This window comes from Streptosporangium sp. NPDC050284 (assembly GCF_044459525.1).
Taxonomy (GTDB): domain Bacteria; phylum Actinomycetota; class Actinomycetes; order Streptosporangiales; family Streptosporangiaceae; genus Streptosporangium.
This window is the reverse complement of record NZ_JBITIZ010000002.1, coordinates 227,626-253,214: the sequence shown is the minus strand read 5'-3', so window position 1 is coordinate 253,214 and position 25,589 is coordinate 227,626. Positions and strand designations below refer to the sequence as shown.

The 25,589-nt window shown below is 69.8% G+C and carries 22 protein-coding genes and 1 pseudogene; 16 read left to right on the top strand and 7 right to left on the bottom strand.

Going from position 1 to position 25,589, the window contains the following annotated elements:
• Window positions 1–217: 217 nt before the first annotated feature.
• On the top strand, window positions 218–1,399 hold the full coding sequence (locus ACIBH4_RS05485; RefSeq protein ID WP_362510042.1) for an FIST N-terminal domain-containing protein: 1,182 nt from the start codon (window positions 218–220) through the stop codon (window positions 1,397–1,399).
• A gap of 56 nt (window positions 1,400–1,455) precedes the next feature.
• Window positions 1,456–2,664 carry a threonine ammonia-lyase gene (gene ilvA, locus ACIBH4_RS05480; protein ID WP_362764026.1) on the top strand — a complete coding sequence of 403 codons (1,209 nt, stop codon included), beginning with the start codon at window positions 1,456–1,458 and terminating at the stop codon, window positions 2,662–2,664.
• Between the two features lie 82 nt (window positions 2,665–2,746).
• Here ilvA and ACIBH4_RS05475 read toward each other — a convergent pair whose 3' ends face one another.
• From ACIBH4_RS05475 to hppD, 3 genes are all read right to left on the bottom strand, one after another.
• Complete coding sequence (locus ACIBH4_RS05475) at window positions 2,747–4,228, bottom strand: M1 family metallopeptidase (protein WP_362509461.1); 1,482 nt, start codon at window positions 4,226–4,228, stop codon at window positions 2,747–2,749.
• 73 nt (window positions 4,229–4,301) lie between these two features.
• Complete coding sequence (locus ACIBH4_RS05470; protein WP_362509464.1) at window positions 4,302–4,727, bottom strand: RDD family protein; 426 nt, start codon at window positions 4,725–4,727, stop codon at window positions 4,302–4,304.
• 357 nt (window positions 4,728–5,084) lie between these two features.
• Window positions 5,085–6,194 (bottom strand): 4-hydroxyphenylpyruvate dioxygenase, encoded by a 1,110-nt coding sequence (hppD, locus tag ACIBH4_RS05465; protein ID WP_362764029.1) that lies wholly within the window; start codon window positions 6,192–6,194, stop codon window positions 5,085–5,087.
• 102 nt (window positions 6,195–6,296) lie between these two features.
• On the opposite strand from hppD, the gene ACIBH4_RS05460 reads away from it, so the two are divergent.
• Window positions 6,297–6,776, top strand: a complete 480-nt coding sequence (locus ACIBH4_RS05460) for an Lrp/AsnC family transcriptional regulator (RefSeq protein ID WP_362510046.1) — start codon at window positions 6,297–6,299, stop codon at window positions 6,774–6,776.
• 102 nt (window positions 6,777–6,878) lie between these two features.
• Window positions 6,879–9,059 carry a transglycosylase domain-containing protein gene (locus ACIBH4_RS05455; RefSeq protein ID WP_362509470.1) on the top strand — a complete coding sequence of 727 codons (2,181 nt, stop codon included), beginning with the start codon at window positions 6,879–6,881 and terminating at the stop codon, window positions 9,057–9,059.
• Window positions 9,060–9,185: 126 nt separating this feature from the next.
• Here ACIBH4_RS05455 and ACIBH4_RS05450 read toward each other — a convergent pair whose 3' ends face one another.
• Window positions 9,186–11,303: a thioredoxin domain-containing protein gene (locus ACIBH4_RS05450; protein WP_362509473.1), complete on the bottom strand. Its 2,118-nt coding sequence runs from the start codon at window positions 11,301–11,303 to the stop codon at window positions 9,186–9,188.
• Between the two features lie 146 nt (window positions 11,304–11,449).
• Between ACIBH4_RS05450 and ACIBH4_RS05445 the strand changes: the two are divergent.
• The 4 genes and pseudogenes from ACIBH4_RS05445 to ACIBH4_RS05430 all read left to right on the top strand — a co-directional run bounded on the left by ACIBH4_RS05445 (window position 11,450) and on the right by ACIBH4_RS05430 (window position 15,773).
• Window positions 11,450–12,711: pseudogene (locus tag ACIBH4_RS05445) on the top strand (RNA-guided endonuclease InsQ/TnpB family protein).
• Between the two features lie 390 nt (window positions 12,712–13,101).
• Complete coding sequence (locus ACIBH4_RS05440) at window positions 13,102–13,683, top strand: DUF2243 domain-containing protein (RefSeq protein WP_362509479.1); 582 nt, start codon at window positions 13,102–13,104, stop codon at window positions 13,681–13,683.
• Between the two features lie 56 nt (window positions 13,684–13,739).
• Entirely contained in the window at window positions 13,740–14,561 is an 822-nt protein-coding gene (locus ACIBH4_RS05435; RefSeq protein ID WP_362764035.1) for a cytochrome c oxidase assembly protein, read from the top strand.
• A 51-nt stretch (window positions 14,562–14,612) separates the two neighbouring features.
• Window positions 14,613–15,773, top strand: a complete 1,161-nt coding sequence (locus ACIBH4_RS05430; protein ID WP_362509485.1) for a hypothetical protein — start codon at window positions 14,613–14,615, stop codon at window positions 15,771–15,773.
• A 202-nt stretch (window positions 15,774–15,975) separates the two neighbouring features.
• On the opposite strand, the gene ACIBH4_RS05425 is transcribed toward ACIBH4_RS05430, so the two are convergent.
• The 3 genes from ACIBH4_RS05425 to mca form a co-directional block, all read right to left on the bottom strand.
• Window positions 15,976–16,293 carry a GNAT family N-acetyltransferase gene (locus ACIBH4_RS05425; protein ID WP_350950387.1) on the bottom strand — a complete coding sequence of 106 codons (318 nt, stop codon included), beginning with the start codon at window positions 16,291–16,293 and terminating at the stop codon, window positions 15,976–15,978.
• Between the two features lie 136 nt (window positions 16,294–16,429).
• Window positions 16,430–16,630 carry a hypothetical protein gene (locus ACIBH4_RS05420; protein WP_350950386.1) on the bottom strand — a complete coding sequence of 67 codons (201 nt, stop codon included), beginning with the start codon at window positions 16,628–16,630 and terminating at the stop codon, window positions 16,430–16,432.
• Between the two features lie 34 nt (window positions 16,631–16,664).
• A complete protein-coding gene (gene mca / locus ACIBH4_RS05415; protein ID WP_362509489.1) occupies window positions 16,665–17,561 on the bottom strand; it encodes a mycothiol conjugate amidase Mca in 897 nt (298 codons plus the stop codon).
• A gap of 227 nt (window positions 17,562–17,788) precedes the next feature.
• Here mca and ACIBH4_RS05410 point away from each other — a divergent pair, with 227 nt between their 5' ends.
• The 8 genes from ACIBH4_RS05410 to ACIBH4_RS05375 all read left to right on the top strand — a co-directional run bounded on the left by ACIBH4_RS05410 (window position 17,789) and on the right by ACIBH4_RS05375 (window position 25,531).
• Window positions 17,789–18,217 carry a DUF4307 domain-containing protein gene (locus ACIBH4_RS05410; RefSeq protein ID WP_362509492.1) on the top strand — a complete coding sequence of 143 codons (429 nt, stop codon included), beginning with the start codon at window positions 17,789–17,791 and terminating at the stop codon, window positions 18,215–18,217.
• 110 nt (window positions 18,218–18,327) lie between these two features.
• On the top strand, window positions 18,328–18,828 hold the full coding sequence (gene greA / locus ACIBH4_RS05405; RefSeq protein ID WP_350950305.1) for a transcription elongation factor GreA: 501 nt from the start codon (window positions 18,328–18,330) through the stop codon (window positions 18,826–18,828).
• 199 nt (window positions 18,829–19,027) lie between these two features.
• Window positions 19,028–20,305 (top strand): C40 family peptidase, encoded by a 1,278-nt coding sequence (locus ACIBH4_RS05400; RefSeq protein WP_362509494.1) that lies wholly within the window; start codon window positions 19,028–19,030, stop codon window positions 20,303–20,305.
• Between the two features lie 249 nt (window positions 20,306–20,554).
• Complete coding sequence (locus ACIBH4_RS05395) at window positions 20,555–21,082, top strand: hypothetical protein (RefSeq protein WP_362764038.1); 528 nt, start codon at window positions 20,555–20,557, stop codon at window positions 21,080–21,082.
• 289 nt (window positions 21,083–21,371) lie between these two features.
• The gene (locus ACIBH4_RS05390; protein WP_362509500.1) at window positions 21,372–23,171 is read left to right on the top strand and encodes a phosphoenolpyruvate carboxykinase (GTP); all 1,800 of its coding nucleotides are present in this window, start codon (window positions 21,372–21,374) and stop codon (window positions 23,169–23,171) included.
• Between the two features lie 210 nt (window positions 23,172–23,381).
• Complete coding sequence (locus ACIBH4_RS05385; RefSeq protein WP_362764041.1) at window positions 23,382–24,359, top strand: TIGR04222 domain-containing membrane protein; 978 nt, start codon at window positions 23,382–23,384, stop codon at window positions 24,357–24,359.
• Complete coding sequence (locus tag ACIBH4_RS05380; protein WP_362509506.1) at window positions 24,352–25,164, top strand: DUF692 domain-containing protein; 813 nt, start codon at window positions 24,352–24,354, stop codon at window positions 25,162–25,164. The genes ACIBH4_RS05385 and ACIBH4_RS05380 overlap by 8 nt, the downstream gene beginning before the upstream one ends.
• Window positions 25,157–25,531 carry a hypothetical protein gene (locus tag ACIBH4_RS05375; protein WP_362509509.1) on the top strand — a complete coding sequence of 125 codons (375 nt, stop codon included), beginning with the start codon at window positions 25,157–25,159 and terminating at the stop codon, window positions 25,529–25,531. The genes ACIBH4_RS05380 and ACIBH4_RS05375 overlap by 8 nt, the downstream gene beginning before the upstream one ends.
• Window positions 25,532–25,589: the final 58 nt, after the last annotated feature.

Sequence of the window (25,589 nt, the reverse complement as noted above, 5' to 3'; positions counted from 1 at the left end):
CCCGGGAGCCGGGGCACCCCCGGAAGGGGCCGCCACGTGGGATCTTCGGCATTCGCGGTCGCACGGCACTGACGGGCCTCACGCTCTCGGCTAACGTCGGTTCACAACGGTTCATGGCAGGCTTCAGGGCTTCAGGGCGGGCTTCGGATGAGATCCGACGCTCTCCGGCGAGCCACACGACGAGGGACAAGAGGGAGAGGCGAGACAAGTGGCGTTGATGACGAGCCGCTTCGCCGACGGCCTCGCGGTGGGGGCCGATCTGGTCTCCGCGGCCGAGGCGGCGGTACGCCAAGCCCTGTCCGGCTTGTCCGGACCGGCCGATCTGCTCTGTTTCTTCATCTGCGGCGACGATCCCGACGACGTCTCCCGCGCGGGACTGCGCGCGATGAGCATGGCCCCCGGCGCCGCCGTCCTCGGATGCAGCGCCACCGGGGTCATCGGCGACGGGCAGGGGGTCGAGGTCACCCCCGCGGTGAGCGCCTGGGCCGCCTCCCTGGGCGGGGCCCGGCTGACGACCTTCGCGCTCGACACGTTGAGGGCCGACGACCGCTTCGTGGTGGTGGGTCTGCCCGACCGCGCCCCCGACGATCACGCGGCCATCCTGCTCGCAGATCCCTACAGCTTCCCCACCGACGGCTTCGTCGAGCGCTCCGAGGAGGTCATGGGAAATCTTCCCCTGATCGGCGGCCTGGCCAACGCGATCCAGGGCCGCGGCGCGGTCCGGCTGTTCGCCAACGGGGAGATCCACACCGAGGGAGCCGTCGGGGTGCTGCTCAGCGGTGCCCTCAACGTCAGCACCGTGGTCAGCCAGGGCTGCCGCCCGATCGGCCCGACGATGACGGTCACCTCCGTCGAGGACAACCTCCTGCTCGAACTCGCAGGGCAGCCCGCCCTGGCGCGGCTGGAGGAGATCGTCAGTGCCCTGGACGAGGACGACCGCGACCTGGTCGCCTCGGGCCTGCAGATCGGCATCGCGATGGACGAGTACGCCGAGAAGCACGAGCGCGGCGACTTCCTGATCCGGGGCGTGCTCGGCATCGACCCCGAGCGGGAGGCCGTGGCGATCGGCGACGTCGTCGAGATCGGCCGTACCGTCCGCTTCCAGGTCCGCGACGCCGCCACCGCCGACGAGGACCTGTACGAGCTGCTGGACGCGCACCGCACGGAGTTCGGCCGGGTGGACGGCGCACTGCTGTTCTCCTGCAACGGCCGGGGCTCGGCCATGTTCGGCAGCGCCGACCACGACGCCGTCGCCGTCCGCGACACCCTGGGTCCCATCGGGGTGGCCGGGTTCTTCGCCGCGGGGGAGGTGGGCCCGGTGGGTGGCCACAACCACGTCCACGGCTTCACCGCCTCGGTCCTGGTCTTCTCCTCCCACCAACCGGCCGGCGGTTCGTGACGTGAGCCGGACCGCGCCGTCCGGGCTGCGGGTGCGCTCGTCGTACGATGATCCGCATGTCAGGCACCCAGGTGACCTACGACGACGTGGTCGCCGCGCGTGAGCTGCTGGCCGACGTCGCTCTGCGTACCCCCCTGCTCCACTCGCACGTGCTCTCCGAGATCATCGGCGGGCCCGTCCACCTCAAGTGCGAGCACCTGCAGCGCTCCGGGTCGTTCAAGATCCGGGGGGCGTACGTCAGGATCGCCGGGCTGACCGAGGAGGAGCGGCGTCGGGGGGTGGTCGCGGCCAGCGCGGGCAACCACGCGCAGGGAGTCGCACTCGGGGCGGGGCTGGTCGGCGCCGGGGCAACGGTCTACATGCCCCTGGGGGCGCCGCTGCCCAAGGTGGCCGCGACCCGGTCGTACGGCGCCGAGGTGCTCTTCGCGGGCGAGACCGTGGACGTCGCGCTGGAACGGGCGCGGGAGCACGCGACACGGACCGGGGCCGTGTTCATCCACCCGTTCGACCATCCCGACGTGGTCGCCGGGCAGGGCACGATCGGGCTGGAGATCGTGGAGCAGCTGCCCGAGGTCGGCACGATCGTGATGTCGCTGGGCGGGGGCGGGCTGGCGGCCGGGGTGGCGCTCGCGGTCAAGTCGCTGCGGCCGGGGGTGCGGATCGTCGGGGTCCAGGCGGAGAGGGCCGCCGCCTACCCGGCGTCGCTGGCCGCCGGGCATCCGGTGGAGGTCAGGCCCGCCTCGACGATGGCCGACGGCATCGCGGTGGGCCGTCCGGGCGAGCTGCCCTTCGAACTGATCCACTATCTGGTCGACAGTGTCGTCACCGTCACCGAGAGCCAGATCTCCCAGGCGCTGGTGCTCTGCCTCGAACGCGCCAAGCAGGTCGTCGAGCCCGCGGGCGTGGCCGGGGTGGCCGCGATCCTGGCCCACCCGCACGTCTTCGAGCCGCCGGTGGTGGCCGTGCTCTCCGGGGGCAACATCGACCCGCTGCTGATGGCGAAGGTCCTCAGGCACGGCCTGGCCGCCGCCGGGCGCTATCTCACCCTGCGTGTCCGGCTCTCCGACCGGCCGGGCGCGCTGGCGGCGCTGCTGTCGCGGCTGGCGGAACTCGGCGCGAACGTGCTCGACATCGTGCACGGGCGGCTCGGCATGCACCTGGGGGAGGTCGAGGTTCAGCTCCAGATGGAGACCAAGGGGCCGGTGCACTCCGAGGAGGTGCTGGGCTCCCTGCGCGTCGAGGGATACAAGATCATCGTCACGTGAGGGCGGGGGAGAGTGGGCCGGTCGCGGCGGTGGACGGACGATCTTCCTGGCCAGGACGACCGCCCTGGCCAGGACGGCCCTCCTACCAGGTGGTGGGCTTTTTCGCGGTGAACAGCCAGGCGTCGAAGAGAGCATCGAGCTTCTTGCCGGAGATCTTCTCGGCCATCGCGACGAACTCCGGGGTCGTGACGTTCCCGTACCTGTGGGTGGCGTTCCACTCCTTGAGAAGCCTGAAGAACGCAGAGTCGCCGATCCGCTGCCTGAGAGCGTGGAGCGTCATGCCGCCCCGGGTGTAGACGGAGTCGTTGAACAGGTCGTCAGGCTTGGCCTGGCCCGGGGTGTAGCTCCAGATGGCGGCGTCGGCCCCGGCGCCGTAGTGCCTGCGGAAGAGCTGCTCGGCGGTGGCCTCGCCCTCGTGCTCCGACCAGAGCCACTCGGCGTAGGTCGCGAAGCCCTCGTTGAGCCACAGGTCCTTCCAGCGCGTGATGCTGAGGCTGTCGCCGAACCACTGGTGGGCGAGCTCGTGGGCGATGATGGCGGCGTCGGGGTCGAACCCGCCGTACATGGGCTTGGTCTGGTTCTCCAGCGCATAGCCGGCGGGGAAGTCGTCGACCACGCCTCCGGTGGAGGAGAAGGGGTAGGGGCCGAAGACCGTGCTCCAGTAGTCGGTGACCCTTCCCGACACGTCGTACAGCTTCTTCAGCGAACCGCGGAACCTCGGGTCGACGGCCGCCAGGTTCTTCACACCTCCGGGGGTCGTGCCCTGGAGCATCTCGAACCTGCCCAGCGTCACGGTGGCGAGGTAGCTCGCCATCGGGTGGCTCTCCCGCCACTGGAAGGTCGTCTTGCCCCCGGCGCTCTTCGGCGTGCCGACGAGCTCGCCGTTGGCCAGCGCGGTCAGCCCGGCGGGAACGGTGATCTCGAAGTCGTAGCTCGCCTTGTCCACGGGGTGGTCGTTGCCGGGGAACCAGGTCTTGGCGCCGTTGGGCTGGCAGGTGACGAACGCGCCGTCCTTGGTCGGGATGAAGCCGTACGTGCCCAGGTTGGAGGAACCCCTGACCGGTTTGGGCTCACCGGCGTACGCGACCTCGACGGTGAACGCGGCGGCGTTCGGGATGAACGCGGCCGGGGTGACGCTGAGCTCGGTCCCCGCCCTGTCGAAACTCGCGGGCTTGCCGTCCACGGTGACCCGGCTCACGGTGAAGCCGGAGAGGTCGAGGTTGAAGCTCGCCAGGTTCTGGGTTGCCCGCGCCTCGATCCTGGTCACTCCCGACAGGTGCTTGGAGGGTGGGTCGTAGCTCAGCTTGAGCCCGTAGTGGCCGACGTCGTAGCCGCCGTTGCCGTCGGTGGGGAAGTCGGGGTCGCCGATCCCCGAGGCGCCGGGCGCGGCCTCACCGCCACCGCCGCCACCGCCGCCACCGGCGACGACGTCGGAGGCGACCGGCTTCACGGAACCCGTCGGGAGGACGCTCTCCCCGTTCGACGCCGAGCAGGCGACCGTGCCAACGGTCCCGAGCGTGCTGAGAAGAGCGGCGGTCGCCGCGGCCAGCCGTTTGGACGCCATTCGTTAAAGCCCCTTTCCCGGCCGGACGGCCGAGCCCCGTGGAATGGCACACTACGCGACTGACCTGCGTCGATCAGGCGTCTATGACAAGCGTCCTGGCGGCGAGGTCGTGCACGGCCTGCTTGCGTGGGTGGAAAAGGATGAAAGCCACATCTATCCAGCCCAGGCAGCAGGTGGAGTACATCAGCCAGGAGACCAGTTCGCGCAGCGCGACCTGTCCGACACCGGCCCTCCGCCCGTCGGTGTCCGTCACGCGCAGCCGAAAGATCTTCTTGCCGAGCGTCTGCCCGTTCCAGTAGGCGGTCAGCAGCCAGTAGTACAGGAAGCCGATCACCGTGACCAGGAAGGTCTCCGCGTAGGGTACCTGCACCGACAGCCCGCTCGCGGCGCCCGTGACGGTGTTGACGGTCCGGTAGGTGAAGGGCGAGGAGATGAGCCCGACGATGAGAAGGTCGAGGATTCCCGCGAAGAGGCGGCGCCAACGCCCTCCCAGCCTCATGGTGCCCGGCGGGGAAAAATCGCCGGGCGGATCCCCCGCGGACGTGTAGCCGAAGACGGGATCGAACCCCCGTGCATGCTCCCGTCCGTGTTCCCGGCCATGGCCGGGACCCCGCTCATGGCCGGGACCTAGGTCGGAGCCGAAGCCGGGCCCCTGGCCTGGGTGGGGATCGTGACCGGGGCCCGGAGAAGTGCCATGGGCGGGGTCGCGGCCCGGAGCGGGGTTCGAGCCCTCGTGGCCCGGCCTGAGCGGCTCGGGATCGGACCACGGGTCCGATCCCCGGTCATCCGGCGGTGGCGGTACTGATCCCATCCAAAGATGATCACCTCAAGGTCGCCATCGCAAAGCCAAGGACGGTTACAGGTTGCCCCGCAGGTCCTGCTCGCGCTCGATCGCCTCGAAGAGCGCCTTGAAGTTGCCCTTGCCGAAGCCGAGCGAGCCGTGCCGCTCGATCAGCTCGAAGAACACCGTCGGGCGGTCCTGCACCGGCTTGGTGAAGATCTGCAGCAGGTAGCCGTCCTCGTCCCTGTCGACCAGGATGCCGCGCTTCTTCAACTCCTCGATCGGCGCGCGGACCTCACCGATGCGCTTCCGCAGCTCCGGGTCGTCGTAGTAGGAGGCGGGGGTGTCCAGGAAGCTCACGCCGGCCTCGCGCATGTGGTCGACCGTGCTCAGGATGTCGTTGGTGGCGAGCGCGATGTGCTGCACGCCGGGGCCGCCGTAGAACTCCAGGTACTCGTCGATCTGTGACTTCTTCCTGGAGATCGCCGGCTCGTTGAGCGGGAACTTCACCTTGCGGGTGCCGTCCGCGACCACCTTGGACATCAGCGCCGAGTACTCGGTGGCGATGTCGTCGCCGATGAACTCCGCCATGTTGGTGAAGCCCATGACCCGCCGGTAGAACTCCACCCACTCGTCCATCTTGCCGAGTTCCACGTTGCCGACGCAGTGGTCGACGGCCTGGAACAGGCGGCCGTTGCGCACGTCGGGGGCCGCCACCAGGGGCTTCGCCGCGACGTAGCCGGGCAGGTACGGGCCGCTGTAGTTGGACCTGTCGACCAGGGTGTGCCGGGTCTCGCCGTACGTCGCGATCGCGGCCGTCACCACCTTGCCCTGGTCGTCCTCCATGACGTGCGGCTCCGTGAGCCCTCGCGCGCCCTGGGCGAGGGCGTGAGCATAGGCGGCCTCCACGTCGGGGACCTCGATGGCGAGGTCGATCACGCCGTCGCCGTGTTCGGCGACGTGGCGGGCGACCCCGGTGCCGGGCCGCACCGCCCCCCGGAACTCGAACCTGGCGGAGCCCGAGGTGAGAACGTACGCCACCTCGTCGCGGCTGCCGTTCTCCGGGCCGCGGTAGGCCACGAGCCGCATGCCGAACGCGGTGGAGTAGTAGTGGGCGGCCTGCTTGGCGTTGCCTACCGCGAAGACCACGCAGTCCATACCGTTCACAGGAAAGTTGTCGCTCATGCGAATACTGTCTGTTTTGTTGAGCTGTTTGTGCAACACTGTCTTCGAAGACCAGACAATATGCACACCTACTCGCCGTCCATCGCGGAGCATCTGTACATCATGACGATCGACCAGCTCGACGCCCGGCTCATCGCCCTGCTGGCGGCGGAGCCCCGGCTGGGGGTGCTGGAGTGCTCACGGCGGCTCGGTGTGGCGAGGGGGACCGTGCAGGCACGCCTCGACCGGCTCGCCTCCCGGGGGGTGGTCACCGGGTTCGGCCCCGACGTCGACCCCGCCGCGCTCGGCTACGACGTGATGGCGTTCGTGACCCTGCAGATCCGCCAGGTCAGCGGGTACGATCCGGTCGCCGATCAGCTCGCCGCCATTCCCGAGGTGCTGGAGGTGCACACGATCACCGGCGGTGACGACATGCACTGCCGGGTGGTGGCACGCAGCAATGCCGATCTGCAGCGGGTAATTGACCTGATCGTTGATGTCCGGGGCGTGGTCAGAACCTCGTCGGTGATCGCCTTGGACACCCCTGTGCCATACCGTGTTCTGCCTTTGGTGGCCGATGTCCCGCGCAAGGGGAAGGGCTAGCCGTACCATGCCAAGCAGGGGCCAGACACCGTTATCCATCGTTTACCCTTAACGGTCCGCAACCGTCGGGGGTCAGCGGCGGGTCCTATCGGGGGGTCACGCGTGTCAAAGGGCGGGACGAGCAGTCCCAGGAGGAAACTCCTGAGAATCACACTCATCGTCTTCGGCGTCGGGATCATCTCGGCGATCGGCCTGCTCGGGGTGGTGTGGGCGATCACTCCCATCCCCGACAGCACGCAGCCAAGGGCCACCGCGCAGGGGTCGGTGATCTACTACCGCGACGGCAAGACCGTGCTGGCCAGACAGGGTGTCAACCGCAAGAGCGTGACCCTCGACAAGGTGCCGCAGAGCCTGCGGAACGCGGTCATCGCCGCGGAGAACCGCTCCTTCTACGAAGACCAGGGCGTCTCCCTCTCCGGCACCTTCCGCGCCATGTGGTCCACGATCAGCGGCCGGCAGCTCCAGGGCGGCTCCACGATCACCCAGCAGATGGTCCGCAACTACTACAGCGGTCTCAGTCAGGAACGTTCCATAATCAGGAAACTCAAGGAGGTCATGATCTCCTTGAAGGTGGACCAGTCGAAGTCGAAGGACTGGGTGCTGGAGCAGTATCTCAACACGATCTACTTCGGCCGGGGCGCCGACGGGGTCCAGGCGGCGGCCGGAGCCTACTTCGGCAAGGACGTGAGCAGGCTGAGCGTCGCCGAGAGCGCCTACCTCGCCGCGGTGATCCAGCAGCCCTCCAGGTTCGCCGACCCGCAGGGCCCCGACCTGCACGCGGCGAGGGACCGCTGGAGGTCGGTGGTCGACGGGATGGTGGCCACCGGGGCCGTCACCTCGGAGGAGGCCGCCGCGCTGACCTTCCCCACCCTCCGCAAGCCCAAGGCGATCTTCGCGCCCAAGGGGCAGGAGGGCTACATGCTCGACCAGGTGACGGCCGAGCTGAAAAGCAGGGGCTACACCGACGAGGTCATCAACCAGGGTGGGCTGAAGATCGTATCGACCTTCGACAAGAACCTGATGGCCGCCGCCGAGCGTGCCGTCACCTCGGTCCTGCCGGACGACACCCCCAAGAAGGTCCGCACCGGGCTCGCCGCCGTCGACCCCGCCACCGGTGAGGTCGTGGCCTTCTACGGCGGACGCAGTTACGCCGCCAACAAGTTCGACAACTCCTTCTCGGCCAAGGTGCAGGCCGGATCGACGTTCAAGGCGTACACGCTGGCCGCGGCCCTGGACAACGGCTTCGGCCTCGACACCAGGGTCGACGGCAACTCCCCGCTCAGGATCGCCTCCGCCGACATCCCCAACTCGGGCGGCTACTCCTACGGCGAGGTCAACCTCGTCAAGGCGACCCAGAGCTCGGTGAACACCGCGTTCGTCGACCTCGGCCAGAAGGTCGGCCTGAGCAAGGTCATCAAGGTCGCGGAGAGCGTCGGAATCCCCCGCAAACAGCTCGACCCGCACCGGGGCGCCGCCACGCTCCCGCTCGGCGTGGCCTCGGTGAGCGCAGTCCAGAACGCCTCGGGTTTCGCCTCCTTCGCCGCCGAGGGCGTCCACCGCGAAGCTCACGTGATCCGTTCGGTCACCGACGCCGAGGGCAACGTCGTCAAGAGCTCGACCAAGGGCAAGCGCGCCTTCGGCGAGCAGGCCGCCATCGACGCCACCTACGCGCTCACCCAGGTCGTGGAGGGGGGCACCGGCTCCGCCGCCCGCCTCTACGACCGTCCCGTGGCGGGCAAGACGGGCACCACCGACGAATCGGCGGCCGTGTGGTTCGCCGGGTTCACCCCGCAACTGGCCGTAGCGGTCGACATGTTCCGTGACGACAACAAGCCGGTGACGGTGAACGGCAGCGCCCTGTACGGCGGTTCCTACCCCGCGCAGATCTGGCGGGCCTTCATGACCGAGGCGATGGAGGGCAAGCCGGTCAAGGAGTTCAAGGAGCCGTCCAACTACGGCTACGCCCCGTACGACTACAGCTCGGGCGACCAGCACGGCGACGACCAGACCGGCGGCCAGGACACGACCACGCCCGGCCCCGACGAGGCGGCCACCCCCGGCCCCGACCAGAGCGCCACCCCTGAACAGGAGACCCCGGGGCCCGGCCAGACCTCGGCCCCCGAGGACACCGGCGGAGGAACGGACGGTCCCGGGCCAGGCAGGGGTGAGGACCTCGGCGGCGATGGCGGCGGAGGCGGCAGGGGAGACCGAGGAGACAGGGGCGGTGACTTCGGTGTCGACGACCTGGGCCGCAGGCTCGGCGACCCCGGCCTGGACAACTGAACCGGCCAGGCCGGGGCGGCTGAATCCGGGCCAGGGCGCCTGGTCATGGCTTGGGCGCCCTGGACTCGGCCAGAGCAGGTGAAACGGCCAGGGCGACCGCACCCGGTCTGGACGACCGAACCCCGGCTACGCCTCACCCACCAGCTCGGCTCGAAGGGCCTCGGGGGTGGTGACGGGCATTCTGCAGGTGAAGCCGCGGCACACGTACGCCGCGGGCTCGCCGCCCACCAGGCCCCGTCCGGCCAGCAGCGGCACCTCCCCGGAGCCGGCGGCGGTACCGCTATCGGTATCGGGACCTGAGCCGAAGCCGGCATCGGGAGCGGAGGCGGCATTGACAGCGGTATCGGAGCCGGTGGCGGGACCCGGTTCGCCGAGCGCCAGCACCAGACCCGGCAGGGGAGACAGCAGGGCGGTCCTGTGCAGGGCGGCCGTCGCCGGATCGCCCGCCGGGCCCACGATCGCGACCTCGATCGGACCGGACACCGCGGCCTGGGCCGCGGCCAGCCCCCACCCGGCGAACCTCGCGTGTTTGTCGGCCAGCACGGTGACCGTGCCCAGGGCCGCCTCGGCAGCCTCGCGGTGCCTGGCCGAGCCGGTCAGCGCGGCGTACGAGAGCAGCGCGCCCGCGGTGGCGAACTGGCCGGACGGCGTGGCGTTGTCGGTCGCGTCCCGTGGGCGCTGGAAGAGCGGCTCGGCGTCGTCGGCGGTGTCGTAGAACCCTCCGGAGCCGTCGGAGAACCGCTCCAGGACGGTATCGAGCAGCACCTCGGCCCGCCGGAACCAGCGGACCTCGCCGGTCACCCCGTACAGGGTGAGCAGGCCCTCCGCGAGGTCACCGTAGTCTTCCAGGACTCCCGCGTTGGTGCCGGCCCTGCCGTCGCGGGAGGTGCGCAGCAGCCGGTCGCCGTCCATGTGAAGCTCGTCGACCAGCACGGCCGCCTCGCGCGCCGCCTCGACGAGGTCCGGCCGCTCGAACAGGGCGCCGGTCTCCGCGAGGGCGGCGACGGCCAGACCGTTCCAGGCGGCCACCACCTTGTCGTCTCGTCCCGGCCGCACCCGGCGGGACCTCGCGGCGAGCAGCGCGGAGCGTACCCGGGCGAACCGCTCCTCCTCGCCGGGATCGGGGTCGGCGAGGAGTTGTAGCACCGAGGTGCCGTGCTCGAAGGTCCCGGTCACCTCGAACAGCTCGATCGCCCAGAGCCCGTCCTCCTCGCCGAGGACCTCACGGAGCTCCTCGCGGGTCCAGGCGTAGAACTTGCCCTCCACGCCCTCGCTGTCGGCGTCCAGGGCGGAGGCGAAGCCCCCCTCGGGGGTGCGCATCTCGGCCAGCAGCCAGTCGGCCGTCTCCAGCGCCACCCGCCTGCCCAGAGCGGAGCCGGTGGAACGCCACCAGTGCGCGTAGACCCGCAGGAGCAGGGCGTTGTCGTAGAGCATCTTCTCGAAGTGAGGAACCACCCAGTCGGCGTCCACGCTGTAGCGGGCGAAGCCTCCGGCGAGCTGGTCGTAGATGCCGCCCCGCGCCATGGCCTCCAACGTCCGCCCGGCCATGGAAATCGCCGCGTCGGCGGTCGCCCGCCCTCCGGCTTCCCCGGCCGCCGCGCCCCCGGTGGCCGCGCCGTACCGCAGCAGGAACTCCAGCGCCATCGACGGCGGGAACTTGGGTGCCCCACCGAAACCGGCGCGGACCGGATCGAAGGACTCGGCCAGGTTGTGCACGGCCCGGGTGAGCGTGTCCGGCGTGGGAAGCGGCCCGGACGGCAGCGCCGACCGCTCGTTCAACGCCTCCACGATCTTCGAGCCCTGTTCCAGCACGGCCTCCCGCTCGCCGGTCCAGGCGTTCGACACCCCGGTCAGCAGTCGCTGGAACTGCTGCCTGGGAAAGTAGGTGCCGGTGTAGAAGGGGTGGCCCCCGGGGGTGGCGAAGACCGTCATCGGCCATCCACCGTGACCGGTCATGGCCTGGGTGGCCGCCATGTACACCGCGTCGACATCCGGCCGCTCCTCGCGGTCGACCTTCACGTTGACGAAAAGCTCGTTCATCAGAGCGGCCGTGGCCCGGTCCTCGAAGGACTCGTGGGCCATCACGTGACACCAGTGGCAGGCCGAGTAACCGACGCTGATCAGCAACGGCACGTTCCGCCGGGTGGCCTCGGCGAACGCCTCCTCGCCCCATTCGAACCAGTCGACGGGATTGTCCGCGTGCTGCAACAGATAGGGGCTCGTCGCGTCCTTCAAACGGTTCATCAGAAACCTCCAAGGAAATCCCCGCCTTGAGGCGAGGAAGGAATCGGACCCCTGCGGAGCAGGGCAGGGACAGGCGATTCGTCGTCAGGCGAATCGTCGTACCGAACGCGCACGATCTCTAATTGGTCGTGGCTAACATCTGAGCCGTGGCGCAGATCGTGAAGCGGGCCTACAAGTACCGCTTCCACCCGACCCCCGAGCAGGCTGAAGAGCTCGCCCGGACGTTCGGCTGCGTGCGCCTGGTCTACAACAAGGCCTTGGAGGAGCGTAGCCGCGCTTACAGGCTCGAAGGGCGCCGTGTCTCCTACGTGGAGTCGTCGGCGGCGCTGACCGAGTGGAAACGCAGCGGTGCCTACGATTTCCTGTCCAAGGTGTCGTCGGTCCCCCTGCAACAGGCGCTGCGCCACCTTCAGGCGGCGTTCACCAACTTCTTCGCCAAACGCGCCAGGTACCCGACGTTCAAATCCCGCAAGAAGTCGTGGGCGTCGGCCGAATACACCCGCAGCGCGTTCCGCTGGCGCGAGGGGGAGTTGACGCTCGCGAAGATGGACGCGCCGTTGAACATCGTGTGGTCGCGTCCCCTTCCCAGGGGGGCGCAGCCGTCCACGGTGACGGTGAGCAAGGATGCGGCGGGCCGCTGGTTCGTCTCCCTGCTGGTCGAGGAGAAAATCACCCCGCTTGCTCCGAGCGTGAACGCGGTCGGCGTGGACGCGGGGATCACCGCCCTGGTCACTCTCTCCACCGGAGAGAAGATCACCAATCCGAAGCACGAGCGGGCCGACCGGCGCAGGCTCGCCAAGGCTCAGCGGGGCCTCGCCCGCACGGAGAAGGGGTCGAACAACCGGGCCAAGGCGAAACTCAAGGTCGCCGCGGTGTATGCCCGCATCGCCGACCGGCGCCGCGACCACCTGCACAAGCTCACCACGCGTCTCGTCCGTGAGAACCAAACGGTCGTGATCGAAGACCTCACCGTGCGCAACCTGGTGAAGAACCACAGCCTGGCCCGCGCGATCTCGGGTGCCTCCTGGCGTCAGACGCGCACCATGCTGGAGTACAAAGCGCAGTGGTACGGGCGGCAGCTGCTGGTCGTGGACCGCTTCTTTCCCTCGTCCAAGCTGTGTTCGGCCTGCGGCGTCCTCCAGCGATCCATGCCGCTGAATGTGCGGGAATGGACCTGCGCCTGTGGCGCGGTCCATGACCGCGACGTCAACGCCGCGAAGAACATCCTCGCCGCCGGGCTGGCGGAGAGGTGAAACGCCTGTGGAGCCGGTGTAAGACCTCAACGAGAGTCCTCTCGGGCGGGCGACTGGCGGTGAAGCAGGAACCCTCACGGGCGACCGTGGGGACTCCCCTCCCTTCAGGGAGGGGAGGAGGTCAGGGAGCCCTTTCCCGCGTGCGCGGTGCGTGATTCCTCTCGCGAGGTGCGCGGAGGTCGCGCGTCGTGGTTCTTCCCGCACGATCCCCCTCACACCTTCCCCGGAGGGGGACGACGCCGCGAGCACGGGCGGGACGCCCGTCGCGCGGCCGCCATCGCCATGATCGATTTCCGTGCGGCCGTGGTCGAAATTTTAGGCCGTGAGCGACGCACCCGGGTGCGTCGCTCACGTACGCACGCCGGTGGCTCTGGTGAGGTTTGCCGGGGAACCCTGCCACATCCACGGGTGGAGCGACCCTTCTTCTCTTCTCGGTGAAGCGGCAGGTCGGCGGGCCGGTGGGCGGGATGTGATCACGGACCGCCTGACCCGTACGTGGGACGGACAGGACTGACCGGGGGCGAGCCGGGAACGAGGGGGCCGTGATGACGAACAGGCCAAACAGGCCAAACAGGCCGGACAGGTCGGAAGGCAAGGCCGGTGTCGGGCGGATCGCCCTGCCGGGCGCGGTGTTGGGCGTCGGGCTGGGAGGGTTCGTCGACGGCATCCTGCTGCACCAGATCCTGCAGTGGCACCACATGCTGTCCAGCACGAACACCGACAACATCGGGGTGAGGTACTACCCGGTGGACACCGTTCCAGGGCTGCGGATGAACACGCTGTGGGACGGGCTGTTCCACGCGTTCACCTGGCTGGCGGTGCTGATCGGTCTCGGCCTGCTGTATTCGCGGGTCCTGCACTCCCGTGGCCGGGTGTGGAGGTCGCGGGAGCTGTGGGGCTGGATCCTCGTCGGATGGGGGGTGTTCAACCTGGTGGAGGGCGTCGTCAATCACCATCTGCTGGGCATCCACCACGTGCGGACCGGGCCGTACCAGACCTGGTGGGACCTGGGGTTCCTGCTCCTGGGCGTGGCGCTGGTGCTCGGCGGGTGGATGCTGCGACGCGGCGGCGGCCCGGTCGAGCTGTGCGAGGAGGGCGGGCGGGCCCCCGCCGCGCCGACGTCGTGACCGCCCTGGCCCATGGGACTCACGGGGTTCACGGGGTTCACGGCGGCGGTGATCTGGTGGCGGCACTGCCGCCGACGGTCCTCGCCGTGGTGGCGGTGGGATACGTGCTTCTGGCGGTGCGGCGCGGCCGTGAGCCCAAGGGCTGGAACCGATGGCGGACGGCGGGTTTCCTCGCGGGCGTCGCGCTGGTCGCCGCCGCCGTGACCGGCCCCGTCGCCGCGTTCGCCGAGACGGACTTTCGCGGGCACATGCTGCAGCACCTGATGATCGGCATGCTCGCGCCGCTGGGCCTGGTGCTCGCAGCCCCGGTGACGTTGCTGCTGCGCTCGCTGCCGCCGGTCCACGGGCGGCGCGTCGGCGCCGTGCTGCGCTGCCGGGCGGTGCACCTGCTGACCGACCCGTGGATCGCGCTGCTGCTCAGCGTGGGAGCCATGGTGGCGCTGTACTGCACCCCGCTGTATCGGATCACCTCCACCGGCGGGCTGTCGCACCACCTGACGCACCTGCATTTCCTGCTGTCCGGCTGCCTGTTCGCCTGGGTGATCGCCGGCCCCGATCCGGCGCCGCGGCGCCCTTCTGTCCCCCTCCGGCTGGTCGTGCTGGGGGTGGCGATCGCCGTACACACCGCGTTGTCGCAGCTGATGTACGCGGGGCTCCTCGTCGACGTGCCGGTGCCGGCCGAACAGCTGCGCGGAGCCGCGGAGATCATGTACTACGGCGGGGACATCGCCGAACTGCTGCTGGCGTTCGCGCTGGTGAGCACCTGGCGTCCCGCGCGGGCGGCCGCCCGTTCCGGCCCCGGAGCGGGCCCCGGATCGGGCCCCGGAGCGGGCCCTGCGGCTTTCCGGACAGACGCGGTGTCCCGGTACGGGAGGTGACACCGGGCGGGAAGGTGTGTTCGCGGCGCTTCGGGCGTAGGCTCACTGGGCGTGGATCTCGACTTCGTCTGTGTGCACGCCGGAAGGGCGGCTTCCGAGCTGACCCGGCGTGATGTTGCCCGCGCGCTGCTCGCCGTGCCGTCAGGGGTGGCGCTGGTGGCGCTGCCCGATCTGAGGCGGGCGCTGCTGGCGGCGGGAAACCCGCTGTCGGTGCCCTTCTGGGACTCCGCGAAGGCGACGCTCGGCGCGATCGAGTCCGGCGCCGCGACCGTGGGGGATGTGCAGCGCTGGATGGAGTCCACGGGCACCGAGCCGCTCCTGCTCACTCCGAGCTTCTTCGTCTGGCCCGAGGAGGACGAGCGGGGGCCGGTCGGTGAGGAGATGTTCCGCGGGCTCGTCGCCCACCTGGAGGAACGGGTCGCAGCGGGGGAGATCGACCCGGACGCGCTCGCCCGGGGCGACGAGGGGGCGAGGGAGGCCTACGCGGACCTTCAGGAGCGCTGGCTCACCAGCCCGCTGCCCGACGGCCGGGTCCCCGGGACGGCGGTCTCCGACGAGCAGGACGAGGAGCTGTTCGCCGCCTGGGACGAGGAGGAGGCGTTCGCCCTGAGCGAGTTGCGGCGCATCCTGGCCGAGTTGCCCGCCCCTGAGCGGCCCGTCAGGGAGTTGCGGGCCGCGGCGAGCAGGCTGCGCGAGGTGCTGGGCAGGCCCGGCTATCCGGGCAATGTGCTGCGGGCCTGCGCCGGGTACGAGGGGGAGCCGCTGCCGGCCGATGACGAGGAGCTCTGGCTGACCGTCACGGCGGGCATCGCGGGGCCGATCTCCGACCTGTCGGAGGAGGGCGACCGGCTGGAGATCTTCTCCGATCTGGACGGGGAGCTCAGCCACGAGGACTCGGTGCTGGCCGCCCTGTGCGCGATCCACCACGCCGACTGGCTGGCCGTGGTCGCCGCCCTGGCCAGGCGTGGCCCCGGGGTTCTGGCGTCCCCTGAGCGGATCGCGAGGCTCATCGCCGAGTCGGAGGACATCGACGTCGATCTGGACGAGCCGGAGGACCTGGAGGCGGCCGAGACGCTCTTCAGCTCGGTCACCCCGCTCTGGGCGTGCCTCGGGATCGTCGACAGGACCGAGGTGCTCACCTCGCTGGGCCGATGGGGGCTCCCCAAGGCCTTGGAGCGCGCCTGGTCCTCGACGGACACCCTCGGCGACTGACGGGGACGTTCGCGTACGACCCCCGTACGACCTGGGGGAAGCCTCAGGATTCCGACACGTGCTCGCACGGCTCCCGTGCGGCTCAGGGAAACCCTCGTGAGCCCGCCGGGGTCCGGCCGCGGCGCCGTCCGATGACCGGCGATCCTCGCGTGACTTTCCGCCCTCGATTCCCGGCCCTCGGGTTCCGGGGTGAACCGCGAGGTCAGGCCTCCTCGTCGAGGAGGTCGCGATAGCCCTCGGGCACCAGATCCCTGTATTCGGGGTGGCGCCGGATGTAGCGGGAGATGAACGGGCAGAGCGGCACGACCGACCGACCCGACGAGCGGCTCGCGTCGAGGGCCGCGGAGGCGAGCCTGCTGCCCAGGCCCTTGCCCTCGTGCTCGGGGAGGATCTCGGTGTGGGTAAAAATGATCTTCCCGGCGCGCAGGCGGTACGCGGCGAACCCGGCGACCTCGCCCTTCAGCAGGATCTCGAAGCGGAGGGCCTCGGGGTTGTCGGAGACCTCGATGTCGTCGGCCATGCTCGTCCTCGCTCGTTCTCGGGGGTTTCGGTTCGGCCCTCTGCCGTGCGTGTCGCACGGTGGCCGGTCGGGGCCGTGGGGCCGGAGACGTGGGCGATCACCCCGGGCACGCCGGAGGTGCGCGGGGTCGTCGGAGCTAGGGAGCGGTCGGCGTCGTGGTGGTGACGTCGGTCTTCTGCTCCCTCAGCTCGGCCTCGGAGGGGACCTCGATCCTGGAGATCTGCTTCCTCATCGACTTGACCAGCATGTAGAGGGCGAACCCCAGACCGGCGATGACGAGGAAGCCCAGGAGGCCCGGACTGACGTCACCCTTGGTGACGATGTCGAATGCAATCACATGTCAAGTTTGCCACCGCCACCCCACGGTCGCGTCAGTGGCAGGCGTGCGAGACCGTGTCCGCGGGGACCTCCGCGTGGATGCCCGTGAACAGGTCATCCTCGGGAAGCCCGACGTCCACGAGCGATCGGGCCAGGTGGTAGTCCTCGGTCGGCCAGATCTCGCGCTGCAGGTCGCGCGGGCAGACGAACCAGAAGCCGTCCGGGTCGACCTGCGTGGCGTGTGCGAGCAGCGCCTCGTCGCGGAGCTCGAAGTAGTCGCCGCAGGGGATCCGGGTGGTCACCGGCCACTTCTGCGGGCGATCTTCCCAGCGGGAGATCCAGTCGGCGTACGGGGAGCCGATGCCGCGGGCGTTCATCGCCTCGTGCAGCGCCTCGAACCGGTCCTTGGTGAAGCCCATGTGGTAGTAGAGCTTCATGGGCTGCCAGGGCTCGCCGGTGCCCGGGTAGCGGTCGGGGTCGCCGGCCGCCTCGAACGCCTCGACCGAGACGCGGTTGGTCATGATGTGGTCGGGGTGCGGGTAGCCGCCGTCGTCGTCGTAGGTCAGGATCACGTGCGGCCTGAACTCGCGGACGGCCGCCACCAGCGGCGCCGAGGCGATCTCCAGCGGCTGCAGGGCGAAGCAGCCCTCGGGCAGCGGCTCGCTCTCGTCCTCGGGCAGGCCGGAGTCGATGAAACCCATGAAGCGCTGCCGCACGCCGAGGATCTCGCGGGCGCGCTCCATCTCCAGGCGCCGGACCTCGCCGATGTTCTCAAGAATCTCCGGGCGATCCATCTTCGGGTTCAGGATCGACCCGCGCTCGCCTCCGGTGAGCGTACAGACCAGCACGTCCACGCCCTCCGCCACGTAGCGTGCCATGGTGGCGGCGCCTTTGCTCGACTCGTCGTCGGGATGCGCGTGAACGGCCATCAGCCTGAGCGGTGCACTCACGGGCTCGGTGTCTCCTTATGTCGGTCGCGCGTCGGATCGTCGCCGGTCGCCTCGCGGACGGCCCGCCTGGCCGTGTCTTCCGCTCCGCTCGACGTGGTGCCCCCGCGCGCCCTCGGCTTACGTCACTCTAGGGAGAGGTTAGTTTCTCTTGGGCGGTCGCGAGGGCGAGGCCCTCGCAGGGGACAATTGTCTCGGATAACACCGAGGTAGTGCAGGGAGATTCCGTCATGGCCACCAGCGAAGCCGAGAAGGGCCGTCGGGACGGTCCCGTCCTCGGCACCCCGGGCGACTTTCCCGACCGCCCGGAGCGCAGGGGGCGTTTCGTCGTGCACGCCGTGATCGCGATCCTCTGCGTCGTGTGCGCCGGAGGGTGGGGCTACGTGATGTGGGCGGCGAAGGGGGACACGGAGGTGATCGACCAGGTCATCGCATTCGACACCAGTCGCGGCGATTCTGTGCAGATCACCTTCGAAACGGTCAAACCATCCGATCGTGCGGCGCTCTGCCGCCTGCGGGCCACCGATGTCAGCCACGTCGAGGTCGGCAGCAAGGAGGTCAATATTCCGGCTGGTGAGGGGTATGTTCGGCTTACCGAACGGCTAGAGACCAGTGCTCCGGCCACTTCCGTTCATGTCCAGTACTGCTATCTCGTATAGTGAGACATTTGGGGAGGCGATCGGAGGGTTAACTTGTTAGCCTTTCGAGATTCGACCGACCGCACCCCCAGGCACCAAGCACGAAGCCCCCGAGGAAGCAAGGAGAACCCGTGGCCGACTCCCACAACGAGAGCGTCACCTGGCTCACTCAGGAGGCGTACGACCGCCTGAAGGCTGAGTTTGAGCACCTCTCGGGGCCCGGGCGCGTTGACATCGCCAAGAAGATCGAGGCGGCACGCGAAGAGGGCGACCTGAAGGAGAACGGCGGCTACCACGCCGCCAAGGACGAGCAGGGCAAGATGGAGGCCCGGATCTTCCATCTCCGCCAGATCCTGGACAGTGCCAAGGTTGGTGAGGCGCCCCGCACCGAAGGCGTGGTCGGCCCTGGAATGACGGTCACCGTCCGCTTCGAGGGCGACGACGAGGAGGTCGCCTTCCTGCTGGCCTCGCGCGAGGAGAGCGGCGCCCCGATCGACGTCTACTCGCCCAAGTCGCCGCTCGGTTCGGCGATCAACGGCAAGAAGATCGGCGAGAAGGCGACCTACACGATGCCGAACGGCCGTTCCAACACGGTCGAGATCCTTGAGGCCGTGCCGTACATCGGCAACTGACCTCCGCGAACCCTGATCGATTCGCTGATCCGCCGGGACGGGCGTCCCGGCGGATTGCCGTGTGTCGGAAGATTTGACAGTCTTTCGCAAGACTTGCGGCTGCATTGCAGATTGGGTGCTTTTCAGTAGGTTTGCATGCATCGTGGGACCGCCTGCGGCACCCTCGTAGGGCTGGAGTTCGTGGGGAAGGGGATGTGTCGTGTTCAAGCGGCGACCACGTGTCTCCGACCTGATCCGGGAAGCCCGGCAGGACCTCGCCTACAGCCCCCGTCCCCGCTACAGCCACCGCACCGCCCGCCTGATGAGGCGGGCCGTTCCGATCCTGGCGGTCCTGCTCGTCGGCCTGCTGGCCACCGGTCTGATGGTCTTCACCCAGATGCCGGAGACCAAGCCGGAGACGATCACGATGCGCAAGTCCGTCGCCACCCTGCCGACCCAGGTGGCCAAACCCGTCCAGGGCGGGCAGGGCGGTAGCTCACCGGAACCGGTGGCGCCGCTCACCTCGATGCGGCAGCCGCACCTGTTCGTCGTCGCGAACAGGCCGCTCAGCGCGGCCGTGGTCGCCAAGGTCGCCCAGGTCTCCGGGGTGCGGGCGGTGGAGCGCGCCGACGCCGCCGAGGTGGTCCTGGACGGCAAGCGGGTGCAGACCCTCGGGGTGAACCCCTCGACGTTCCGCGCGTACACCCCCAAACCGACCGCGCGCTCCGACCGGCTCTGGCGGAACGTCTCGGCGGGGGAGGTCGCCGTCTCCTTCGTCCTGGGCAACGACGGGGGCATGCCGCTGGGCAAGACCTTCACCACCGCCGGGCGCGAGCTGCGCGTCGGCGCCTACGCCACGATGGGCATGGGCGCCATCGACGCCGTGGTCTCCCGGCCGACCGCCCGCGCCCTGGGCATCCCGGAGAACAACGCGCTCGTGGTGAGCGCGCCGAAGGCCGACTCCACGAAGCTGCGCCTCACCCTCCTGCGGGCCCTGCCCAAGGGGGCACAGGTCGCGGTGATCAACCCGGTGCTGCGGGCTCCCGGCAGGACCACCGCTCCCAGCAAGACCACGACGACCTGGTCCGCGAGCTCCTTCATGACCGCCCCGCAGGTCACGACCGCCCTCACCGCCGCGATCGGCAAGCTCGGCCGCCCGTACGTGTGGGGGGCCGAGGGCCCCGACAGCTTCGACTGCTCGGGCCTGGTCCAGTGGGCGTACGCGCAGGCGGGGATCAAGGTGCCCCGGGTGACGCACCAGCAGTTCGTCTCCGGGCCCCAGATCCCGCTCGCCCAGGCGCAGCCCGGTGACCTGCTGTTCTGGCGGCACGACCCCACCAATCCCGGCTACGTCTCGCACGTGGCCATTTACTGGGGAGACGGCAAGATGCTGCACGCCCCCAGGACCGGCGACGTGGTCAAGCTCGTCCCCGTCACCACCCGCAACTTCGCCGGGGCCGTCCGGATCAGCCCGGGGGTCGCCGCCCGGGTCCGCTAGCCCGGTGGTGCCGACGGGTCCGCCGGCCCGGTGCCGAGCGGTGCCGCAGGCCCGGGTGTCGCCCTGGTGTGCCGGTCCGGCTCCGCCAACCCGATGCCGAGCGCGCGACTTCGATCGCCCCCGGGGGCACTCGCCTCGCTCACCCGGGGGCCTGACTTGGGCCCACTCCGTTTCCTCGCCTGCGGGCGCCTCTCCGGTCTTCCCTCGCGATGCTGGCTTCGATCTACGAAGCGATGTAATCTAAATTACATGGAAAATGATGAAGCAGTGGAGAAGCTGCGCGGCTGGTTCTCGGGGAGGCTGCCCGCGGAGTGGTTCGAGGGTGGAGTGGAGATCGTGCTCGACCGCGAGGAGATCGCGGTGGTCGGCAGGCTCCGGGCTCCCGAGCTCGGTGACGACGTCTCGGAGGTGGAGCGTTCCGCCGCGGTGGAGGGCGGCATCCTGCGTTTCCGTGAGGAGACGAGGGAGCGGCGCGTCGAGATCGCGCTGGAGGCCGAGCATCGTTTCCGCAGGAAGGTCTCCTGGGGCGTCGCGGTCGGTGACGAGACGGTGATGTTCACCACACTCTCGGTGCCCGTCATGACCCGGCTCAAGCAGTCGGAGCGCCAGGTGCTCGACACTCTCGTCGCCGCCGGAGTGGCCCGCAGTCGCAGCGACGCGCTCGCCTGGTGCGTGCGTCTGGTGGGCAACCACACCGACACCTGGCTGGCGGATCTGCGGGACGCGCTGCAACACGTCGACCGTGTACGGGCCGCAGGACCGGACGTGAATTCCTGACCCCAGCGGGGAAAATGGCGAAAAAATTGGTCTGAACCTGTCCGATGATTGGTTTAGACCTTTCTCATTGGCCTATACCACTGGCGGAACGGCTTTTTTAGAGTCACTTCTTTTGGGTAGGGGTTTCAAAACCCTGCGTCTCCTGCCTGGGCATACGTCGACAGGGGCGTCGGGTCTGGGGTGTCGCGACGCATGATCGCGTTAATTCAGTGGTCTACGCCAATTGGATTGGACGCGGTCCGGTCGTCAATGATGCCTTGGTCCCGGGAAGTGTAAAGGAGCCCAAGTAGTGTCCGTTACCGTAGATGCCACCGCCGTCAGCCCGACCAGCCACGAGGAACTCGCGGGGTGGGTCAAGGAGATCGCCGAGCTGACCCAGCCGGACCGGATCGAATGGTGCGACGGCTCCGAGGCCGAATGGACCCGCCTGACGAACCTGCTGGTCGAGCAGGGCACCCTCACGCGCCTTTCCAAACGGCAGAACAGCTTCCACGCCGCCTCCGACCCCAGCGACGTCGCCAGGGTCGAGGACCGGACCTACATCTGTTCCGAGCGTGAGGAGGACGCGGGGCCGACCAACAACTGGATCGCTCCCGCCGAGATGCGCCGTACCTTCGGCGAGATCTTCAAGGGCAGCATGCGCGGCCGGACGATGTACGTGGTGCCGTTCTGCATGGGCCCTCTGGGCGGTGAGATCTCCCAGCTCGGCGTGGAGATCACCGACTCGCCGTACGTGGTCGTGTCCATGCGCGTCATGACCCGCATGGGCGAGGACGCCCTGCGGCTCATCGAGGAGCGCGGCGGCTACGTCAAGGCCGTCCACTCGGTCGGCGCCCCGCTGGAGCACGGCCAGGACGACGTGCCGTGGCCGTGCAACCCCACCAAGTACATCAGCCACTTCCCCGAGACCCGCGAGATCTGGTCCTACGGTTCCGGGTACGGCGGCAACGCCCTGCTCGGCAAGAAGTGCTACGCCCTGCGCATCGCCAGCACGATGGCCCGCGACGAGGGCTGGCTCGCCGAGCACATGCTCATCCTCAAGATCACCCCGCCCTCGGGAGAGACGCGCTACGTCGCGGCGGCCTTCCCGAGCGCCTGCGGGAAGACGAACCTCGCCATGCTCCAGCCGACCCTCCCCGGATGGAAGGTCGAGACGATCGGCGACGACATCGCCTGGATGCGTTTCGGCGCCGACGGGCAGCTGCGCGCGATCAATCCCGAGGCGGGATTCTTCGGCGTCGCCCCCGGAACCGGCGAGTCCACCAACGCCAACGCGGTCAAGACGCTGTGGGGCAACAGCATCTTCACCAACGTCGCCCTCACCGACGACGGCGACGTGTGGTGGGAGGGCCTCACCGACGAGCCCCCGGCGCACCTGACCGACTGGAAGGGCCGCGACTGGACGCCGGAGTCCGGCGAGCCCGCCGCGCACCCCAACGCCCGCTTCACGGTCCCGGCCGCGCAGTGCCCGACGATCGCCCCCGAGTGGCAGGACCCCGAGGGCGTGCCGATCTCCGCGATCCTGTTCGGCGGGCGCCGCGCCAGCGCGGTCCCCCTGGTGACGGAGGCCTTCAGCTGGCGGCACGGCGTCTTCGTGGGGGCGAACATCGCCTCGGAGAAGACCGCCGCCGCAGAGGGCAAGGTCGGCGAGTTGCGCCGCGACCCGTTCGCGATGCTGCCCTTCTGCGGTTACAACATGGGCGACTACTTCGCCCACTGGCTCAAGATCGGCCGACGTGAGAACGCGCGGCTGCCGCGCGTCTACTACGTGAACTGGTTCCGCAAGAACGACGAGGGCAGGTTCATCTGGCCCGGCTTCGGAGAGAACACCCGCGTTCTCAAGTGGATCGTCGACCGCCTCAACGGCGAGGCGGAGGCGGTACGCACCCCCATCGGCCTGCTCCCCGCCCGGCTCGACACCGAGGGCCTCGACGTCTCCGACGAGGACATGCGGACGCTGCTGAGCGTCGACGAGGAGATCTGGAGGCAAGAGGCGTCGCTCATGCCCGCCTTCTTCCAGACCTTCGGCGACCACCTGCCGGGAGAGCTCTGGGAGGAGCACGAGGCCCTCGTCGCCCGCCTGGGCTGAAAGGGCCGTGCCATCCGGGCGTGACGGAGACCGGGAGCCGAGGCTTCCGGTCTTCGTCATACTCGGGGCGGGTGGCCGCATTTCGCCTGGTGACCGACATCTCACTGACTCGCCGTCGAAGTCGGGCGAAACTTCTGCCAGGCTGTGCGCGTCCATCTGAGTGCACGGGACGCCGCTCCTGTGGCCCACCTTTCCCCCGAGGAGGCGGACATGGAGTTCTCGCTCTTCGTCATCGCCTGTGTCGTCGGCCTGGTCATCCTCTCCACAGCCCTCACGGTGCGCCGCGAGCACCGCCGGGTTCGCTCGGCCATGGTCGGCCACTACGGCGGACCGCCGAACCCGTACGAGCTCGCCTATCTCGCCGGAGGGCCGCGCCGCGTGATCAACACCGCGCTCGGCCTGCTGGCCAGGGCCGGGGTGATCCGGGTCTCGCGAGGCGGACACACCAGCCTGGTCGCGGGCGCCAAACCCTCTCCCGACCCGGTCGAGCACGCCGTCATGGAGGCGCTCCACCTGCGCGGAGGCTCGGCCCCCGTGAGTGAGGTCCGCCGCGTGGTGGCCGAGGGGCGAGGCGTGGAGAGTCTGCGCTACCGGTTGCTGGGGCTCGGCCTACTCGTGCCCGAGGGCGCGCTCGACCACGCGCAGGCGCTGCTCAGCCGGCTCCAGATCGCCTCGATCATCGAGCTGATCGTCGTGGCGGGCATCCTGCTCGCCGGGGCGACCGGAGGACTGGGCACCTTCGCGCTCCTGGTGGGCATGGTCTCGGCGATCGGCGGTTTCTCCGCCTACTCGCGGCAGAAGCGGGCCCTGAGCGACGCCCTGAGCAACGCGGGCCACCAGGTGCTCGCCTCCGCCCGCAAAGCCCACGCGCGAGGCAGCCGCCCGCTGGTGCCCGATCTGGCCTTCGCCGTCGGCATTCCCGTCGCCCTGTACGGCCTGAGCGAACTCAACGAGCCCGGACTGGAGGAGGAACTGCAGCGTCAGACCGCGGGCGCCTCCAACAGCTGCGCCACGGGCGCCTGCGGCGGCGGCTCGAACTCCGGTGACGGCTTCTCCTTCGGAGGTGGTGGCGACTTCGGCTCCGGCGGCTGGGGCGACTCCGGTGGGTCGGGTGACAGCGGCGGGTCGAGTGACGGCGGCGGCTCCGGTTGTGGTGGCGGGTGCGGCGGTGGCGGGTGCGGTGGCTGAGCCTCGGGCGCTGGGGGTGGGCATCGGCTGGCGGCCGGAGATCGACCTGACCGTGGAGCGGCTGCCCGGTGTCGACTTCGTCGAGGTCATCGCGGAGAACGTGAACCCCTCCCGGCTCCCCGAGTCACTGCGGGTGCTGCGTGCCCGCGGGACACCGGTGATCCCGCACGGTGTCGGGCTCGGCATCGGTGGCGCCGAGTCCCCCGACCCGCGGCGGCTGGCGCATTTGGCGGACTGCGCCCGAGCCCTGGACGCGCCGCTGGTCAGCGAACACCTCGCCTTCGTACGGGCGGGCGGGATGGAGGCCGGGCACCTGCTTCCCGTCCCGCGCACCCGGGCCGCGCTCTCGGTCGTCGCCGAGAACGTGCGACGGGCGCAGGAGGCCCTCCCCGTGCCGCTGGCCCTGGAGAACGTCGCCGCCCTGTTCGGCTGGCCGGAGGACGAGATGACCGAGGCCGCCTTCCTCGGCGAGCTGGTGGAGATGACGGGCGTCGGGCTCCTGATCGACGTGGCGAACCTCTACACGAACCAGGTCAACCTGGGGCTGTCGGCCGTCGCCGCGCTGGACGGCCTGCCGCTGTCCGAGCTGGCCTACGTTCACGTCGCCGGGGGCCACTCCCACCGGGGGCTGTGGCACGACACCCACACCGCCCACGTCCCCGCGGACGTGCTGGACATCCTCTCCGAGCTGTGCGCGCGGGTCGAGCCGCCCGGTGTGCTGCTCGAATGGGACGACGACTATCCCAGCGACGGCGCCCTGGCAGGGGAGCTCGACCGGATCCGCGGCGCGATGGCCCGTGTCTGAGGACGGGGCGAGGGAGGCGCTGGCCAAGGCGCAGGCGGCCCTGGTGGCGGCCCTGGTGGCCGGGGAGGAGGCGCCCCGGGGTTTCGACCGGGAGCGGCTGCGGATCCAGGAGGCCGGCCTGATCTCCAAGCGGCGCAGGACCGTGGCCAGACTGCGGCCAGATCTGGCCGCGCTGCTCGGCGACGGCCTCGCCGGCGAGTTCGACGCCTACGCGAGGGGCCGTCCCAAGCCGCAGGGCGGTTCCCACGCCGATGCCCGTGACTTCGCCGACCACCTCCGCGCGGCGGGGCGGCTGCCGGAGGAACCCGTGGCCCCGGAACCCGGCCCCCCGCCCCGCCGATGGTGGCTCTTCGGAGGACGCCGCTGAGCCGGGTGCGCCGGGCCGCGTGTGTTGGGCCGGGTGCGCCGAGCTGGTTGCGCTGGGC

Coding starts and splice junctions, on each gene's coding strand:
- ACIBH4_RS05395 (WP_362764038.1), top strand. CDS start 20,555: ATGGAAAATGATGAAGCAGTGGAGAAGCTGCGCGGCTGGTTCTCGGGG.
- ACIBH4_RS05485 (WP_362510042.1), top strand. CDS start 218: ATGACGAGCCGCTTCGCCGACGGCCTCGCGGTGGGGGCCGATCTGGTC.
- ACIBH4_RS05385 (WP_362764041.1), top strand. CDS start 23,382: ATGGAGTTCTCGCTCTTCGTCATCGCCTGTGTCGTCGGCCTGGTCATC.
- ACIBH4_RS05470 (WP_362509464.1), bottom strand. CDS start 4,727: ATGAGGCTGGGAGGGCGTTGGCGCCGCCTCTTCGCGGGAATCCTCGAC.
- ACIBH4_RS05425 (WP_350950387.1), bottom strand. CDS start 16,293: ATGGCCGACGACATCGAGGTCTCCGACAACCCCGAGGCCCTCCGCTTC.
- ACIBH4_RS05460 (WP_362510046.1), top strand. CDS start 6,297: ATGACGATCGACCAGCTCGACGCCCGGCTCATCGCCCTGCTGGCGGCG.
- ACIBH4_RS05440 (WP_362509479.1), top strand. CDS start 13,102: ATGACGAACAGGCCAAACAGGCCAAACAGGCCGGACAGGTCGGAAGGC.
- hppD (WP_362764029.1), bottom strand. CDS start 6,194: ATGAGCGACAACTTTCCTGTGAACGGTATGGACTGCGTGGTCTTCGCG.
- ACIBH4_RS05475 (WP_362509461.1), bottom strand. CDS start 4,228: ATGGCGTCCAAACGGCTGGCCGCGGCGACCGCCGCTCTTCTCAGCACG.
- ACIBH4_RS05450 (WP_362509473.1), bottom strand. CDS start 11,303: ATGAACCGTTTGAAGGACGCGACGAGCCCCTATCTGTTGCAGCACGCG.
- ilvA (WP_362764026.1), top strand. CDS start 1,456: ATGTCAGGCACCCAGGTGACCTACGACGACGTGGTCGCCGCGCGTGAG.
- ACIBH4_RS05410 (WP_362509492.1), top strand. CDS start 17,789: ATGGCCACCAGCGAAGCCGAGAAGGGCCGTCGGGACGGTCCCGTCCTC.